The 15,114-nt window shown below is 66.5% G+C and carries 14 protein-coding genes; 4 read left to right on the top strand and 10 right to left on the bottom strand.

The genetic code is table 11. The features are described 5' to 3' along the window. Nucleotides 1-154 precede the first annotated feature (154 nt). Complete coding sequence (locus JAO85_RS09065; RefSeq protein ID WP_012836984.1) at nucleotides 155-655, top strand: CreA family protein; 501 nt, start codon at nucleotides 155-157, stop codon at nucleotides 653-655. 69 nt (nucleotides 656-724) lie between these two features. Here the strand turns inward: JAO85_RS09065 and JAO85_RS09070 are convergent, their stop codons facing one another. Together JAO85_RS09070 and JAO85_RS09075 are read right to left on the bottom strand one after the other, a co-directional pair. Beyond that, nucleotides 725-946: a hypothetical protein gene (locus JAO85_RS09070; protein WP_003058848.1), complete on the bottom strand. Its 222-nt coding sequence runs from the start codon at nucleotides 944-946 to the stop codon at nucleotides 725-727. 127 nt (nucleotides 947-1,073) lie between these two features. Beyond that, nucleotides 1,074-2,030, bottom strand: a complete 957-nt coding sequence (locus JAO85_RS09075) for a LysR family transcriptional regulator (protein WP_202787978.1) — start codon at nucleotides 2,028-2,030, stop codon at nucleotides 1,074-1,076. Between the two features lie 265 nt (nucleotides 2,031-2,295). On the opposite strand from JAO85_RS09075, the gene JAO85_RS09080 reads away from it, so the two are divergent. From JAO85_RS09080 to JAO85_RS09090, 3 genes are all read left to right on the top strand, one after another. Further along, nucleotides 2,296-3,384: a YeiH family protein gene (locus JAO85_RS09080; protein WP_202787919.1), complete on the top strand. Its 1,089-nt coding sequence runs from the start codon at nucleotides 2,296-2,298 to the stop codon at nucleotides 3,382-3,384. Nucleotides 3,385-3,563: 179 nt separating this feature from the next. Then, the gene (locus JAO85_RS09085) at nucleotides 3,564-4,055 is read left to right on the top strand and encodes a MarR family winged helix-turn-helix transcriptional regulator (RefSeq protein WP_034381440.1); all 492 of its coding nucleotides are present in this window, start codon (nucleotides 3,564-3,566) and stop codon (nucleotides 4,053-4,055) included. After that, nucleotides 4,052-6,046, top strand: coding sequence for an FUSC family protein (locus JAO85_RS09090; protein WP_202787920.1), 1,995 nt, complete (start codon nucleotides 4,052-4,054; stop codon nucleotides 6,044-6,046). Before JAO85_RS09085 ends, JAO85_RS09090 begins: the two co-directional genes overlap by 4 nt. 5 nt (nucleotides 6,047-6,051) lie before the next feature. On the opposite strand, the gene JAO85_RS09095 is transcribed toward JAO85_RS09090, so the two are convergent. From JAO85_RS09095 to cobA, 8 genes are all read right to left on the bottom strand, one after another. Further along, nucleotides 6,052-6,807 carry an ABC transporter ATP-binding protein gene (locus JAO85_RS09095; protein ID WP_202787921.1) on the bottom strand — a complete coding sequence of 252 codons (756 nt, stop codon included), beginning with the start codon at nucleotides 6,805-6,807 and terminating at the stop codon, nucleotides 6,052-6,054. Then, nucleotides 6,807-7,808: an iron ABC transporter permease gene (locus tag JAO85_RS09100; RefSeq protein WP_202787979.1), complete on the bottom strand. Its 1,002-nt coding sequence runs from the start codon at nucleotides 7,806-7,808 to the stop codon at nucleotides 6,807-6,809. Before JAO85_RS09100 ends, JAO85_RS09095 begins: the two co-directional genes overlap by 1 nt. 135 nt (nucleotides 7,809-7,943) lie before the next feature. Then, entirely contained in the window at nucleotides 7,944-8,996 is a 1,053-nt protein-coding gene (locus JAO85_RS09105; RefSeq protein ID WP_202787922.1) for an iron ABC transporter substrate-binding protein, read from the bottom strand. Beyond that, a complete protein-coding gene (locus JAO85_RS09110) occupies nucleotides 8,990-9,526 on the bottom strand; it encodes a DUF2478 domain-containing protein (protein ID WP_003061844.1) in 537 nt (178 codons plus the stop codon). Before JAO85_RS09110 ends, JAO85_RS09105 begins: the two co-directional genes overlap by 7 nt. A 25-nt stretch (nucleotides 9,527-9,551) precedes the next feature. After that, entirely contained in the window at nucleotides 9,552-10,448 is an 897-nt protein-coding gene (locus JAO85_RS09115; RefSeq protein WP_237734770.1) for a substrate-binding domain-containing protein, read from the bottom strand. Between the two features lie 5 nt (nucleotides 10,449-10,453). After that, complete coding sequence (locus JAO85_RS09120; protein WP_237734785.1) at nucleotides 10,454-12,418, bottom strand: TonB-dependent siderophore receptor; 1,965 nt, start codon at nucleotides 12,416-12,418, stop codon at nucleotides 10,454-10,456. A 256-nt stretch (nucleotides 12,419-12,674) separates the two neighbouring features. Beyond that, complete coding sequence (locus JAO85_RS09125) at nucleotides 12,675-14,117, bottom strand: NAD-dependent succinate-semialdehyde dehydrogenase (protein ID WP_202787924.1); 1,443 nt, start codon at nucleotides 14,115-14,117, stop codon at nucleotides 12,675-12,677. A 145-nt stretch (nucleotides 14,118-14,262) separates the two neighbouring features. Beyond that, nucleotides 14,263-15,087 (bottom strand): uroporphyrinogen-III C-methyltransferase, encoded by an 825-nt coding sequence (gene cobA / locus JAO85_RS09130; RefSeq protein WP_202787925.1) that lies wholly within the window; start codon nucleotides 15,085-15,087, stop codon nucleotides 14,263-14,265. Between the last annotated feature and the right edge of the window lie 27 nt (nucleotides 15,088-15,114).

Below are 15,114 nucleotides of genomic sequence, written 5' to 3' on the forward strand. Positions count from 1 at the left end.
TCTCAGCTGCCGGTGCCCGCCAGCAGGCCGGGACAAACCGTGATGCAATACAGAAAGCTCTGCAGCAGCCGGTATTGTCCTAAGGCCGGCTGCCAATCCCTTGCCCGGGACACAATGCCCTGTTAAAAACAAGGGTTAACCCTTAATTCACTGTATGCGCACCACCATGAAATTGCTCTCCGCCGCTCTGGCCGTTGCGACCGCCGCCGTAGGAACCATGGCCTTTGTCGGCATGAGCCATGCCGAGCAGATAGGCGCCGTGGACACCGTCTTCAAGTGGATTGGCCCGGATCACAAGATCGTGGTCGATGCCTATGACGACCCCAAGGTGCCGGGCGTGACCTGCTATGTCTCGCGTGCCAAGACCGGCGGCATCAAGGGCGGCCTGGGCCTGGCCGAGGATCGCTCGGAAGCGTCTATCTCCTGCCAGGCCACGGGCAATATCCAGTTCCCCGCGCCGCTCAGGCAGCAGGAAGAAGTGTTTACCGAGCGCACCTCGCTGCTGTTCAAGCGCCTTCGTGTGGTGCGCATGGTCGATGCCAAGCGCAATGCCCTGATCTATATGACCTACTCGGACCGGGTGATCGAGGGCTCTCCGCAGAACAGCGTCACCGCCGTGGCCGTGCCCCAGGGCACGGCTATCCCGTTGAAATAGAAATCAGAGCAGGCTGCGCTTGTGCAGCCTGCGTTTGAGGTAGTTTTGACTGAGACCCAGCCCGGCGACTTACTGACTGAAAGTCAGGCCACCCGCGTCCAGCGCCGGCGGGCGCAGCAAATCCTCGTTCACGCCCATGGCCTGGCTGGCGCGCTCCACGGCCTGCCAGAGTCCGGCAGGCATCTGCAAAATGGCCTCGGGGGACTGCGCATCGTCGATCCAGTGGCTGATCTGCAAGTGCTGTTCGTGAGTGAGCAGGTCCAGGTGCAGCATTTCATCGATGGTTTTCATGGTGTTCCTCCCTGCTTGAGAAAGCCGGTGCCGCGCAGCGCGCGCCCGACTTGTCTACCCAATATAGGGGCAAAAACCGGTGTCGCAAGCAAATCATTGTTAAGAAAACCATAGCTGTCGACGTCTGTCATTCATGCGCTACAGCGTGTTTGACATTGGATGGACACGATGGCTCGCTCAGCGCCGGTTCGCTGGCCTTGCAGGCATCGACAAAGGCCTGCAGCGCGGGCGAGCGGCGCTTTCCGGCGCGCTGCACCAGAGAGAAGTTGCGCCACATGCGCGGCAAGGTGGTGGGCAGAATCTCCAGCGCACGAGCCTGCAGCTGTGACTGCACCAGCACGCGCGACAGACAGCTGATGCCCAGCCCCTGCTCGACACAGCGTGCAATGGCCTCGGAGCTGCCCAGCGTGGCAGCCGCAGGCAACTGATGCAGATGTGGCAGCAGCGCATGCTCGACCATCTCGCGCGTGCCCGAACCCGCCTCGCGCAGCAGCCATGCCGCCTTGCGCAGCGCCGCCACGCCCAGCGGCTTGCTGCGCGCCTGCTCGGCCAGCGGGTCCTGCGGCGATGCCACGATGACCAGTTCGTCGCGCAGCCAGGGCTCGACCTCCAGCCCCTGCCAATGGCTGCTGCCCTCGATCAGGCCCATGTCGACCTCCATGGCCAGCACGGCTTCGCCCACTTCCTGGGTATTGGCGATCTGCAGGTCCACGCGCACCAGCGGATGCGAGCGTGCCAGACGCGCCAGCACTTCGGGCAGCGCATAGGTGCCGATGGTGGTGCTGGCCGCCACGCGCAGGCGCACCGGCATATTGGCCGCACGCGCGGAAAACGTCTGCTCTATGCCTCTGGCTTGCTCCAGCACGCCCAGGGCCTGGGGCAGCAGCGCGCGGCCCGCATCGTTGAGCACCAGACGCTTGCCCACGCGCTCGAACAGCTGCACGCCCAGGCCTTGCTCCAGCTGCTGCAGCGCGGCACTGGTGGCCGACTGCGAAAGCGCCACGGCCTCTGCGGCCGCCACCGTGGTACCGCTTTGGGCCACGGCGCAGAAGATCTCGAACTGACGCAAGGTGAGGTGCAGCATGACGATGATTCGTATATTCGTATCGATGACAGCAGGCTCGCCGGTAGCCCATGCCTGCCGGCAGAAAACGGACAGCCCGGCCATTCCATCAGCGACTCATGTCGTCAATGATTGAGTCGAATTGCAGGCGCCAGAAAGCCCAATCTACCTGTTTTATAGGTTGATCTTACAAAAACTATTAGTTATACAAATATAACCAAGAAATCTAAAGTGATCTCCATGCCGGCAATCAGACCTGTTGTCTTGCCTGCTGCGAAAGGTCACGATGAACACTACAACACTGAAAAACTCCGCACCCTCGCAAGGCTGGATGCACAAAACCGGCGGGATGATTCCCGGCCTGCTGCTGGCAGGTGCCATCGCTGCCGTCGCCACCTGGGCCGCGCTGTTTCCGGCCATCAGGAACAACGGCCTGAGCGCGTTGACGCTGGCCATCATCATCGGTCTGCTGATCGGCAACACCATCTATCCGGCCATCGCCAGCCAGTGTGCCAGCGGCATCGCCTTCACCAAGGCCCGCCTGCTGCGCACCGGCATCGTGCTCTACGGTCTGCGCCTGACCTTCCAGGACATCGGCCAGGTCGGCATGGCCGGCGTGGTGATCGATGCGCTGGTGCTGTCCAGCACCTTTTTGCTGGCGCAGTGGATAGGCCAGAAGCTGCTGGGCATGGACAAGCGCACCACCATGCTGGTGGGGGCAGGCGCCTCCATCTGCGGCGCTGCCGCCGTGCTGGCCACCGAACCCGTGGTCAAGGGCCGTGCCGAGGACGTGGCCGTGGCCGTGGCCACCGTGGTGGTGTTCGGCACCATAGGCACTTTTCTCTACCCGGCGCTGTTCCACTGGAATGCCGAGTACGGCTGGATAGACACCAGCATGCAGCAGTACGGCGTTTTCGTCGGCTCCACCGTGCATGAGGTGGCCCAGGTCGTGGCCGCCGGCGAAGCCATAGGCAGCCAAGCCGCCGATACGGCCGTGATCGCCAAGATGGTGCGCGTGATGATGCTGGCGCCCTTCCTGCTGGTGCTGTCCATGTGGCTGACACGCAGCGAACGGGCCCTGGGCGTGAACGACGGCCAGCCCGGCAACCGGATCACCATTCCCTGGTTTGCCGTGGGCTTCGTGGCCATGGCCGGCGTCAACTCCCTGGGCGTGCTTCCCAAGGAAGCGGTCAGCGTCGGCATTCAACTCGACAACGCGCTGCTGGCCCTGGCCATGGCCGCTCTGGGCCTGACCACCCATATCCGCGCGGTGCGTGCTGCCGGCACCCGGCCGCTGATTCTGGCCCTGGCGCTGTTTGCCTGGCTGCTGATCGCCGGCCTGGCATTGAACCTCTGGATTCCCACACTGTTTTGATAGCGGCTTGCGCCTGACTGGATTAGAACTAGAACATCTACAGGTCTGAAACCCTTGAGAGAGAGAGCGCTTGTCGCTCTCTTTTTTTTCTGTATAAATACAAGGGAATACCCTTGCTATAAATGCAGACTCAATTAGTTTGAATTGCAAATTAATTGAGCAAGCATCAAAATTCGGCTATGTCTTTTGCCGATGCTCCCTCCCGCGACCGCCTGGGCTTTCTCATGGTCACCCTGACCCGCCAATGGCGGCGTTTTGTCGAAGAACAGCTGGCGGCCAGCGGCCTGACCGACGCCACCTGGACGCCGCTTCTGCATCTGCGCGCCTGGGGCGACGGCGTGACGCAAAAGGAGCTGGCCGAGCGCGTGGGCCTGGACGGCTCCAGCCTGGTGCGCCTGCTGGACATTCTCGAAGGCAAGGGCTGGGTGGAGCGCCGCGCCGATGCGGCCGACCGCCGCAGCAAGCGCATCTTTCTCACTGCCGAAGGCCATGGCGCCGTGGACCATGTCCGAGCCACCATGCTCGAGGCCGAGCTCAGCCTGCTGCAGGACCTTGAGGACTGCGAGGTCGAAGCCATGCTGGACGGCGTCAACAAGATTCGCGCCCGCATCGAGCAGATGCACGAGCAGCGCTCAGCCCAAGCCCAGCCCGACACCGAGGAGCGCGCATGAGCGTGGCTGCCTACGACCGCCTGCTGGAGAGCGCCACGCGATGGGGCTTTGACAGCGCCCGCCTGCGCCAGCATCTGCGCACGGCTTTTGCAGCCTGTATTGCCGTGTTCGCCGCCTGGGCCCTGGGGCTGGAACATCCGCAATGGGCGGGCATGACGGTCTGGGCCGCCTCCCAGCCGCTGCGCGGCCAGTTGCTCGAGAAAAGCTTCTTCCGTACTACGGGCACGCTGGTCGGCACGGCCGCCGGCGTGGTGCTGGTGCTGGTGGCCAATGGAGATCTGCTCTGGCTGGTCACGGGGCTGGCGGTGTGGATAGGCATCTGCGCGGGCCTGGGCAATCTGCAGCGCAGCTTTGCCTCCTACGGCACCATGCTGGCCGGCTATTCGGCCTCCATGGTTGCCCTGCTGGACAACGGCAACCCCGCCCATGTTTACGCGCTGGGCTGGGATCGTTTGTTCACCGCACTGACCGGCGTGGCTGCCGCCCTTGTCGTGGGCTGGCTGTTCACGCCCGTGGGAGCTGAAATCCCCGGCGACGGCAGGGTACGCCGGCTCTGCGCCCGCCTGCTGCGCGATATCGCCGATGCGGCACAGGCCACGGCCAGCGGGCATAGCGCCCTCAGCCCCAGGGACCTGGCCGAGCGACTGGCCGTGATGGCTGCCATCGAAGAAGGGCTGGACCCACATGCCGCGGGCTCGCAGCGTTCACGCCGCGCCGTGCGGGCGCTGCGTCGCCTGATCAACACCCAGATCTCGGCCCTGCTCTGGCTGCGCGACAGCACGGGCAAGACCATCACTCCCGAGTTCTCGCCCGACCACGCCCAGGCCATGACGGCTGCACTGGAGCAGGCTGCCATGCTGCTCGAAACCCAGCCCGCACCGCTGGCCGCCATCGACGCCATTGCCACGGCCCGCAGCGCCGCCGCAGGCTGGGGCCATGCCGAGGAAATCCTGGGCAATATCGGCTTGGCCCTGCAGGCCCACTTTGTGGCTGCCAGCGACCTGACTCTGCCGGCCCACCATCGCGCACGCCAGTTGCCCGTAGTCCTGCACAGCGACTGGGTGGGCGCGCGCCGGGCCATGCTGCGGGCCTTCAGCTCCATTTTTCTGGTCGGCCTGATCTGGGTCGTCACGGGCTGGCATGGCGGCGCCTATATGTTGCTGGGCCTGTCGGTGATGATCACCGTGTTCTCCTCGTTCGAGAACCCGGCCTTCACCATGCGCTTCGTGATTCTGGGCCAGGCCATGGGCGCGGGCGTGGCGCTGGCCTGCCAGTGGTTTGCCTGGCCGTTCGCCAACAGCCAGCTGCAGATGGTGCTGATGATGCTGCCCTTCATCTTCCTTGGCGCCCTGCTGCTCAGCCACCGCCGCACCACGCTGTACGGCTTTGACTGCAATATGGTGATCCTGCTGGCGCTGTCGCCGCATTTCCCCTACCAGCTCGATGTGGGCCACTCGCTGTCCATGGCTTTTGCCATCGTCACCGGCCCGCTGGCCGGCTGGGCCGCCTATCGCTTCATCCTGCCCGTCACCGCGCAAGGCAGGCTCAACGGCCTGCGCGCCATGATGGTTCATGAGCTGCAGGACATGGCCTGTGCCCCGGTACACGCCCGCGACGTGCGCGTGTGGCGCGCCCGCCTCTATCACCGCCTGCTGCGCCTGGTGCGCGCCTCCGAAAAAGTCAGCGCCCCCGCCGTGCAGGACGCGGCCGACTGCGGTCTGGCCGCGCTGCGGGTGGGCAAGGCCGTGCTGATCCTGCACCAGCTGCAGGCGGATGTACTCCTGTCCGAAAGCAGCTTGCGCGGTGTGCGCTGCACGCTGCAGAGACTGCAACAACTGCCCAGCGCTCCCGCCAGGGCCGTGCCGCTGCTGCAAGGCCTGGCCCGGCGCATACAGCAGCGCCAGCCCGAGCAGGCGCTGCAACTGCGGCTGGCCGCCCAGGACATCCGCGAGCATCCGGCCTTCTTTGCCTCCAGCGCCGCGTTGCGCTGAGCGCTTCAGAGGCTGCCCGAGAGATGGGCGGCAATCGCTGCCTTGCTGACGCCATAGAGCTCAGCCAGCGCTGCGGGCGTGGCCACGGCGCGCGGCTCGCCCACGCCCAGCAGCCGACCATGGCCCAGCAGAGCGATCCGGCTGGCCACGCGCAAGCCGTGCTCTGGCTGGTGGGTGGACAACAACATGGCCATGCCCTGTGCGCTCAGCGCCTCGATCTGCTCCAGCACGCGGATCTGGTTGCCGAAGTCCAGGCTGGCCGTGGGCTCGTCCATGACCAGCAGCGCCGGCTCCTGCGCCAGCGCGCGTGCAATCAGCACCAGTTGCCGCTCGCCGCCACTGAGCTCGGTGTAGCGGCGCGCGGCCAGATGGGAGATCTGCAGCCGCTCCATGCAGGCCAGTGCCATGGCCCGGTCCGCTCCGGACGGCCTGACCAGCAGGGGCAGGCGCGCGGCGCGGCCCATGAGCACCATGTCCAGCGCCTCGAAGGCAAACACCCCGGCCTGGGCCTGGGGCACATAGCCGACGCGGCGCGCGAACTCCGCGCGCGGCCAGTGCTGTACCGGCTGGCCCTCCACCAGCACCCGGCCCGCCAGCGGCGGCAGCAGGCCCAGCACAGTGCGAAACAGCGTGGTCTTGCCGCAGCCGTTGGGGCCGAGCAGACACAGCACCTCGCCCGTAGCAATCGACAGATCCACGGATTCGCTGACCACGCTGCGGCCATGGCCGGTGCTCAGGCCCTGCAAGTCCAGCACCGTCATCAGGTATCTCCTTCGCGGCGGCCCGTGCAGGCCAGCAGATAGAGAAAAAACGGTGCCCCGACCAGGGCCGTCAGAATGCCCAGCGGCAGCTCGATGCGCGCCATGCTGCGGGCCAGCGTATCGGCCGCCACGACAAAGCCCGCGCCCAGCAGGGCCGAGGCCGGCAGCAGGCGCACGAAATCGGGGCCGACCAGCAGGCGCGCCACATGCGGTACCACCAGCCCGACCCAACCGATGATGCCGGCCAGCGACACGGCCGCCGCCGTGCCCAGCGTGGCGCAAACCACCAGCACCAGGCGCAGCCGCCCGACCGGCACGCCCAGAGCCCGTGCCTCCTCATCGGGCAGGGCCAGCAGATTGATACGCCAGCGCAGCAGCAGCAAAGGCAGCAGGGCCGCCAGCATCACGGGCGCCGTGGCGGCCACTTCCTGCAGCGTCACGGCCGACAGGCCGCCCATGAGCCAGAAGGTGATGGACGGCAGTTGGGTGTTCGGGTCGGCCAGGGTCTTGATCAGGGCAATGCCGGCCCCCAGCAGGGCGCCCAGTGCAATACCGGCCAGTACCAACACCAGCACCGGATCGTGCCTGCGCACGCAGGCGCTGATAGCCACCACGACGGCCACTGCGATCAGACCGCCACCAAAGGCCAGCCATTGCACGGCAAACATCGACAGGCCCAGATAGATGGCGATGACGGCACCCAGGCCGGCACCGGCCGAAACGCCCAGGATGTCAGGCGAGACCAGCGGGTTGCGAAACATGCCCTGGTAGGCCGCACCGGCTGCAGCCAGCATCGCGCCGACCGCCACGCCGGCTGCGATGCGCGGCAGCCTGATGTTCCAGAGCACGGTTTCGGCCGCTGGCGGCAGCGGCGAAGCCGCTCCCGTGGCCCGTGTCCATAGCGCTTCGGCCAGCTGTGCCGGTGCCAGCGCAAACTGGCCCGAACCCAGCGCCCAGAGCAACACCAGAGCCAGCAGGACCAGGGCCAGCCACCAGCCCATGCCCACACGCAGATGACTGCGCTGGCGACTATGCCCGGAGGCATTGCTGGATGCCGCGCTTTCCGGGCTTCCCGCTTCTTTCGGGCTTTGAGTGCCTTCGCTGATATCGAATGACTTCATGCCAGCCCCATGCATTCAGCGCGCCGCCTGCAGCAGCGCTTGCAACTGCGCAGGCGACAGCTGGATGCCATAGAACAGCGCATAGAACTCGCGTACCGCCTGCTCCAGGGGCGTGGCGCCATGCCGCGCGGGCCGGCCAGGATGCAGCTTCTCAAGCAGCCAGCGTACGCCGATCAGCCGGTTCACGCTGGGCGGGCCGTCCAGCCAGCCGAAAGGCAGCACGGGCGCACAGTGCACTCTGCCGCTGCGCACGGCGCTGATGCCGCGCCACAAGGGGTCCTGGCGCACGCGCTCTGCAAAACCCGCCTCCTGGGTCAGTATGACTTCGGGGTCCCAGGCCAGGATCTGCTCCATGGAAACGCGCGTGAGTCCGCCCCTGCCGGCCTGGGCCGCCACATTGCGGCCGCCCGCATACTCGATCACCTCGACATTGATGGAGCCGGCCAGCCCGGTTTCCAGGCCGTTGGCGCCGCGCCCCAGATAGACGCGCGGCCGGGCCTGCTCCCCCAGCCCCGCGGTCACGGCGCGCACCAGCCTGGCCACTTCGTCGGCATGTCGGGCCAGGGTCTCGCCACGCTCGGCTGCACCCAGCAAGCTACCGACCTCGCGCAGCTGGCGCGCATGGTCGCTCAGGCTGCCCTGCACCAGCACGCATGCCAGGCCCGTCTGGCGCGCCAGACGTTCGGTGGCAGAGACATGGGTAGCGTCGGAGGTCCCGGAGTCCAGCACCAGATCGGGTTGCAGCGCCAGCAGCTTTTCAAGCGGCAGCGTGCTGCCGCGCCCCGACAGGCGCCCCAGATAGGGCAAGGTCTTCAGTGGCGCTCCCAGATGGGCGCGCGCCGCATCGCCAAGCTGCATGGGCCAGCCCAGCAGTTGCTGCGGCGCCAGCGCAGCCAGCAAAACGCCTGCCGGCGGCCCCGAAGCGAACACGCGGCCAGCCCGCGCCGGCAGCGAACCAAAGCGGGCTGCAATGACCGAGCCGCCATCCTGCGCCCAGGCCCCGCCCTGATACAGGCCCGATGCCAGCGTCGCAGCACCGGCCTGCAGCCATTGGCGCCGCGTCAGCATGACCGGTCTCCCTGGTCTTCGCGCTGCAGCTGCTGACGGCACCAGTGCAGCAGTGCCTGTTCGTCAACCGGCAGGCGCACGAAGGCGCCACCGGTAAAGCTCTGCCAGCCAGCCTCGTGGCGGGCCGCCACGGCCGTGACCACGGGAATGCCGGCCTCGACAAAAGCGGCGATCTCCTGGACAAAACCGCCGCCAGCGGCTTCGAGCTGGCCGAAGCAGTTGACGACGGCCAGCTCCACACCATCGGCCAGTGCCTGGCGCAGCACAACGCTGGCCCGGGCCAGGGCCTGCGGATTGAGGCTGCAGGCCTGCGAGGCAGCGCCCAGGTCCTCGGTCATCTCGAACTGCTGGCCGCTGCGCAGATCCACGAGACGCATGCACTTGTTGCCATTGGCATAGCGACTCTGGCGATGCACCAGTCCGCCCACCTGCCGGCCCGACTGTTGCAGCCGCCGCGCCACGCCTTCGAGCAAGTCCTCGATATCGTGCCGCTCATCGGGGTAAATCAATGCCGCCAGCGGCGGCGTCATAGCGGTGCTCATGCAGCTCCTTCGCTCAAGTCTGTCCATCGGCACCGGCGCTCATGCCGGCGGGCACGCTGTCGCGCCCAAACACCCAGGGGCCGCCCGCGCCGCTGGCCGCTTCCAGCACCTGCTGGCCGGCCGCAGACAGCAGATACTCGGCCAGCAGGCCCGCCGCCCGGCGCTGCTCCGGCGTGGCCGGATGGCGCGGGCCGGGCGTGAGCAGCACATAGGGCCTGCGCATCAGCGGATCGCCATGCAGCAGAAGTTCTATGCCAGGGGCGCCCATCTTGCCGAAGGCCAGGGGAATATGGCCGACCACGGCATAGGCCTGCTCGCGCGCCGCCAGCTCCAGCACGGCCTGTGGTCGCGGGCCGGTGTCGGCGCGCAGCCAGCGCGCATCGGGTCGTATGCCGCCGCGCCGCCACAGACGCTGCACCACGGTATAGCTGCCGGGGTCGCGCAACGCGATGAAGGGCGAGCCGGTCTCGGCAATGCGCCGCAGCGCCTGCGTGCCGTCAGCGACCGAACGCACGCCTGCGGGGTCATGAGCGGGTCCTGCAATCACATGCTGGTTCCAGCCCCAGACGCGCGCGGCGGAAGCCATGCCGCTGGCCTCCAGTGCCATGGCTTCGTCGCTGGCGTGGATCAGCAGCATCTGCGCCTCGCCGCGCGCGAAGGCGGGCACCACGCCCTCCTTGGGCGCGGCCGCCACGGTGGTGACCGGCATGGCCAGGGCCTGGCTGGCCTGCTCGGCCACGCGCGGCCACACGCCGCACAGCACGAGTCCGCCCACGGCCGCCACCTGTACGCCGGTGCCCGAAGCGGGTTGTGCCCTCACCGCCAGGGCCGGGCCACCGGCCATGCCCAGGGCAGCCAGACTGCGCAGCCAGTCACGCCGTGCCAGCGATGTCCGAAGCAGGTTTTGCATGACCATCAGAACCGGTAGCCCAGGTTCACATACCAGCTGCGCCCCGGCATGGGCAGGCCGTCGGCCAGCTGATACCACTTGTCACCCAGATTGGCCACGCCGAAGTCCAGCGTGGTGTCCGGACGCGGCAGATAGCGCGCGCGCAGATTGGCCACGCCGTAGCCGGCCATCTGATAGACCTGGGCCTGGCCGCTGGCCGACAGCGGCACCTTGCGGCCCTGTTCTGCCTCCAGCTCGGCGCGCAGCTGCCACTGGGCCTGCGGATTCCATTGCAGGGCCGCTGTCAGGCGCTGGCGCGGCGTGTCCGTCAAGGTGATGCTGCGGTCGCTGAGATTGGTGCGGCTCAGATAGGTGTAGCCCGCATGCAGAGCCCATTGGGCCGACAGTTGCTGCGCCAGCGACACCTCAAAACCGGCATTGCGCGTGCGTCCCACGTTCTGCGCCTGGTTGCAGGTCTTGCCGCCGCAGGCCGTGGAGTCAACGACCATGGTCTGGATCTGGTCGCGCACCCGGCTGTAGAACAGCGCCGCCTGGCCCTTGCCGCCCTGCCAGGGCTTGCCGCTCAGGCCCAACTCCAGATGGTTGGCCACCTCGGGCTTGAGGTCGGGGTTGGCCAGGGCCGTACCCATGCGTGCCGAATAGCGGTCCTTGATGGTCGCAAAACGGGTCTTGTGCGAGGCAATCAGATAGACCTCGTCGCCCTGGGCCGTGAGCGCATAGCTCAGGCGTGCCAGGCCGTTGGTGGCGCTGGTCGAGCCCGTGGGCCACTGGTAGACCTGCTTGGCGTCGCGCTGGTCATAGCTCAGGCCCAGCGTCAGGCGCCAGCGCTCGGCCAGGGCGATGTGATCCTCGAGCACCAGCGAGGTGGCCACATCGCGGTAGTGCTTCTGCGGGTCCTTGCCCGAAGCCGCGTCGGTGTGCTCGTCCTGCTTGTAGTGGAAGGCCGCATGCAGCTCATGACCTGAGAAGGCGTAGTTGACCCACTCCACGCTGGCCCCCTTGCTCACATCCTTGTAGCTGCTGGTCGGATCGTGGGCCGTGTAGCTGGCGTCCTTGTACATGTCGAGACCGTTTTTGTAGGTGTCGTGGTAGAGACGCGTCTTGAGCACATTGCTGCCGTTCAGACGGGTGGTGCTCAGGAAATACAGGCTGTCCTTGTCCCAGTAGGGCCAGCGCCAGTAGCGCACGGCGTTCTTCTGCGTGGACTGGCCGGTGTAGACGGGATTGCCCTTCTCGCCTTCCTGGCGCACATAGCCGATGGCGTATTCGTCCGTGGCATTGGGCGTGAGTCCGAGCTTGAAGGACAGGCGCTTGTCGGTGCGGTCCGCGTTCTCGCGCTTGCTGCCGGTATCGGTGGGCTGCTTCTTGTAATCCCTGAAGCCCCGGGGCAGGGGAAAGCTGTCGGCCTCCAGGTAGGAGGCACCCAGCTGGTAGTACCAGCTGCCCTGGTTGCCCCCCAGGTTGAAGCTCGCCCTGCGCTCGCCGCCGCTGCCCACACCGAGGCGCACGTCGCCCTCGAAGGGCTTGACCGGCTTGCGCGTGACCAGATTGACGGCACCGCCCAGCGTATTGGGACCGTACAGCAGCGAGGCGCCGGCCTTGGCCACATTGATCTCGGCCAGGTCGAAGGTGGTGAAGCGGCCCAGATCCACATAACCGTCATAGGGCACGTACAGCGGCACGCCATCCACAAAAATCGGCACCTGGCGCGAGTCGAAGCCGCGCAGGCTGATCATTTCCTCGTTGCGGTTGTTGCGCGACAGGCTCACGCCGGGGAGATTGCGCACGGCATCGGCCACGGTGCTGGCGTTGCTGCGCTCCATCTCGGCACTGCCCACGCGCTGCATATCGCCGGCCCCGAGTTCCTCGGCCTCGCGCCGCGCGCTGACTTCCACCGTCCCCAGCGTGAAAGTCTGGCGGGCTGCTTCGGCTGCGCCCGCAGCTGCCACCTGGGCCCAGGCCGTGCCCATGGGCACGATGGCCAGCGCGCCCCACAACCAGCTGCGGCGAAGAACAAAACTTGGAGGATGGATCTGGGAAACCGTGGAGTGCAATGGCATGGCGCGGGCTGGAATTTGTTGTCGAATGTAAAAAACCGTCGATTCTAGCCACCGCTATTCATTTATGGAATAACGATCGACAAACAGACCCCATACGCCCCACGGCATACACATCCCATGAAAAAAGGCCACCCGAGGGTGGCCTTGCATCAAATGCCTTGCAGATTCAAACGCAGCTGATCGCCACGGCCTTGGCCACCAGGTAGGCCTCCAGCGCCTCCGGGCCGCCTTCGGAGCCATAGCCCGAATCCTTGATGCCGCCAAAGGGCAGCTCGGCAGACGGCAGTGCCGGCTGGTTGATCCACAGCATGCCGGCTTCCACGTCCTGCGACAGCTGGTGCGTCGTCTTGAGCGAGCGCGTGAAGGCATAGGCGGCCAGGCCATAGGACAGGCGATTGGCCTCTTGAATGGCGTCTTCGATCTTGTCGAAGCCGCGAATCGCCGCCACGGGGCCGAAGGGCTCCTGGTTGAAGATATCGGCCGTCAAAGGCACGTCGGCCAGCACCGTGGGCGCAAAGAAGTTGCCGGCAGAGCCAAAGGATGCGCCGCCCGTCATCAGCTTGGCACCGCTTTGCTCGGCGTTCTGGATCAGCTGGGTCAGCGCCGTCACGCGGCGCGGATTGGCCAGCGGGCCCATCTGCGTGCCCTGCTCCAGGCCGTTGCCGACCTTCAATGCCTCGGCATGGGCCACCATGGCACGCGTGAACTCCTCGCGCACGCTGTTGTGCACCAGAAAGCGCGTGGGCGAGATGCAGACCTGGCCCGCGTTGCGGAACTTGGCCGCACCCGCGGCCTTGACGGCCAGTTGCACATCGGCATCCTCGGCCACGATCACGGGGGCATGGCCGCCGAGCTCCATGGTGGAGCGCTTCATGTGCTGGCCGGCCAGCGCCGCCAGCTGCTTGCCCACGGCCGTGGAGCCCGTGAAGGTCACCTTGCGGATTACGGGGTGAGCAATCAGATATTCGGAAATCTGTGCGGGGTTGCCATAGACCAGGCCCACAACACCGGCAGGAATGCCGGCATCGACAAAGCACTTGAGCAGGGCTGCGGGCGAGGCCGGAGTCTCCTCGGGCGCCTTGACCAGGAAGGAGCAGCCCGAAGCCAGGGCCGCGCCGATCTTGCGCACGATCTGGTTGACGGGGAAGTTCCAGGGCGTGAAGGCGGCGACCGGGCCCACGGGGTCCTTGATCACCAGCTGCTGCTGCTCGGGGCGACGCGAAGGCACGATGCGGCCATAGACACGCAGGGCCTCGTCGGCAAACCATTCGATGATGCCGGCGCCGGCAATGATTTCCACCTTGGCCTCGGCCAGCGGCTTGCCCTGCTCCTGCGTCAGCAGCGCGGCGATCTCGTCGGCACGCTCCTTGAGCAGGGCTGCGGCACGGCGCATGATGGCGCCGCGCTCATGGGCAGACACCTTGCGCCAGACCTGAAAGCCCTTGCCTGCCGCCGCCAGGGCGCGGTCCAGGTCGGCAATATCGGCATGGGCCACACGGCCAATCACCTCGCCGCTTGCAGGGTTGCGCACATCAATTTTCTTGCCGCTGGCAGCGTCCTGCCACTGTCCGTCGATCAAAAGCTGGGTATCGGGATATGCAGTGCTCATCGCATGACTCATAGGTGTCGGCCGCCGCTATCCCCCTGCAGACTGACGAGGCCGGGTGTGACAAATGTTCAGGGGTTACCGGACAAATTCTAGTCATGCGGGCTCGGCACTCAGACAAAAGGGAGACAGCTGTCAGCAATCGGCCTCATGCGCCCACGGCCCGGCGCAGCTGCGCCTGCTCCAGCAGCCCGCCCAGGCCCTCGGCGGACGATGAGGCCAGCCTGACCACCTCGCCCACCACGAACACGCAGGGACTGCCCAGTCCGCTGCATGCCAGCGCCTGCGTCATCTGCCCCAGCTCGGTCAGTATCTGCTGCTGCGCGGGCAGGCTGGCGCTCTGGACCAGGGCCACCGGAGTAGATGCCGGCAGTCCGCCAGCCAGCAGCTGCTGCTGGATAATGCCGGCAGTGGCAACGCCCATGTAGATCACCAGCGTCAGCCCCAGCATCCGGGCCGTGCCGGCCAGCAACTGCCAGTCGTGACCGGCACTGCCTGGCTTGGCATGACCGGTGATGAACACCACACCATGGGCATGGTCGCGATGGGTCAGCGGCACGCCGAGGCTGGTGGCCGCGGCCAGCCCGGCAGTGATGCCGTTGACCACTTCGACGGCTATGCCCGCCATGCGCAGATGCTCGATCTCCTCGCCGCCACGGCCAAAGATGAAGGGGTCGCCGCCCTTGAGGCGCACCACCAGCTCACCCTGGCGGACCGCCATGATCATGAGCTTTTCGATGAATTCCTGCGAGGTGCTCTCGCGCCCGCCACGCTTGCCCACATGAACGATGCGGGCGCTAGCGCTGGCAAGCTTCACGATGTCGGCAGACACCAGATCGTCTGCCAGCAGCAGCGTGGCGGACTGGATCAGTCTCAGCGCCTTGAGCGTGAGCAGCTCCGGATCACCGGGGCCGGCACCGACCAGGTAGCAGCGGCCCACGGGCGGCAGGGAAGTGGCATGGCTGTTTGTCATGACTGGCCTTTCATATGCGTTGCCGGA

The organism is Comamonas sp. NyZ500, assembly GCF_016772095.1.
Taxonomy (GTDB): domain Bacteria; phylum Pseudomonadota; class Gammaproteobacteria; order Burkholderiales; family Burkholderiaceae_C; genus Comamonas; species Comamonas thiooxydans.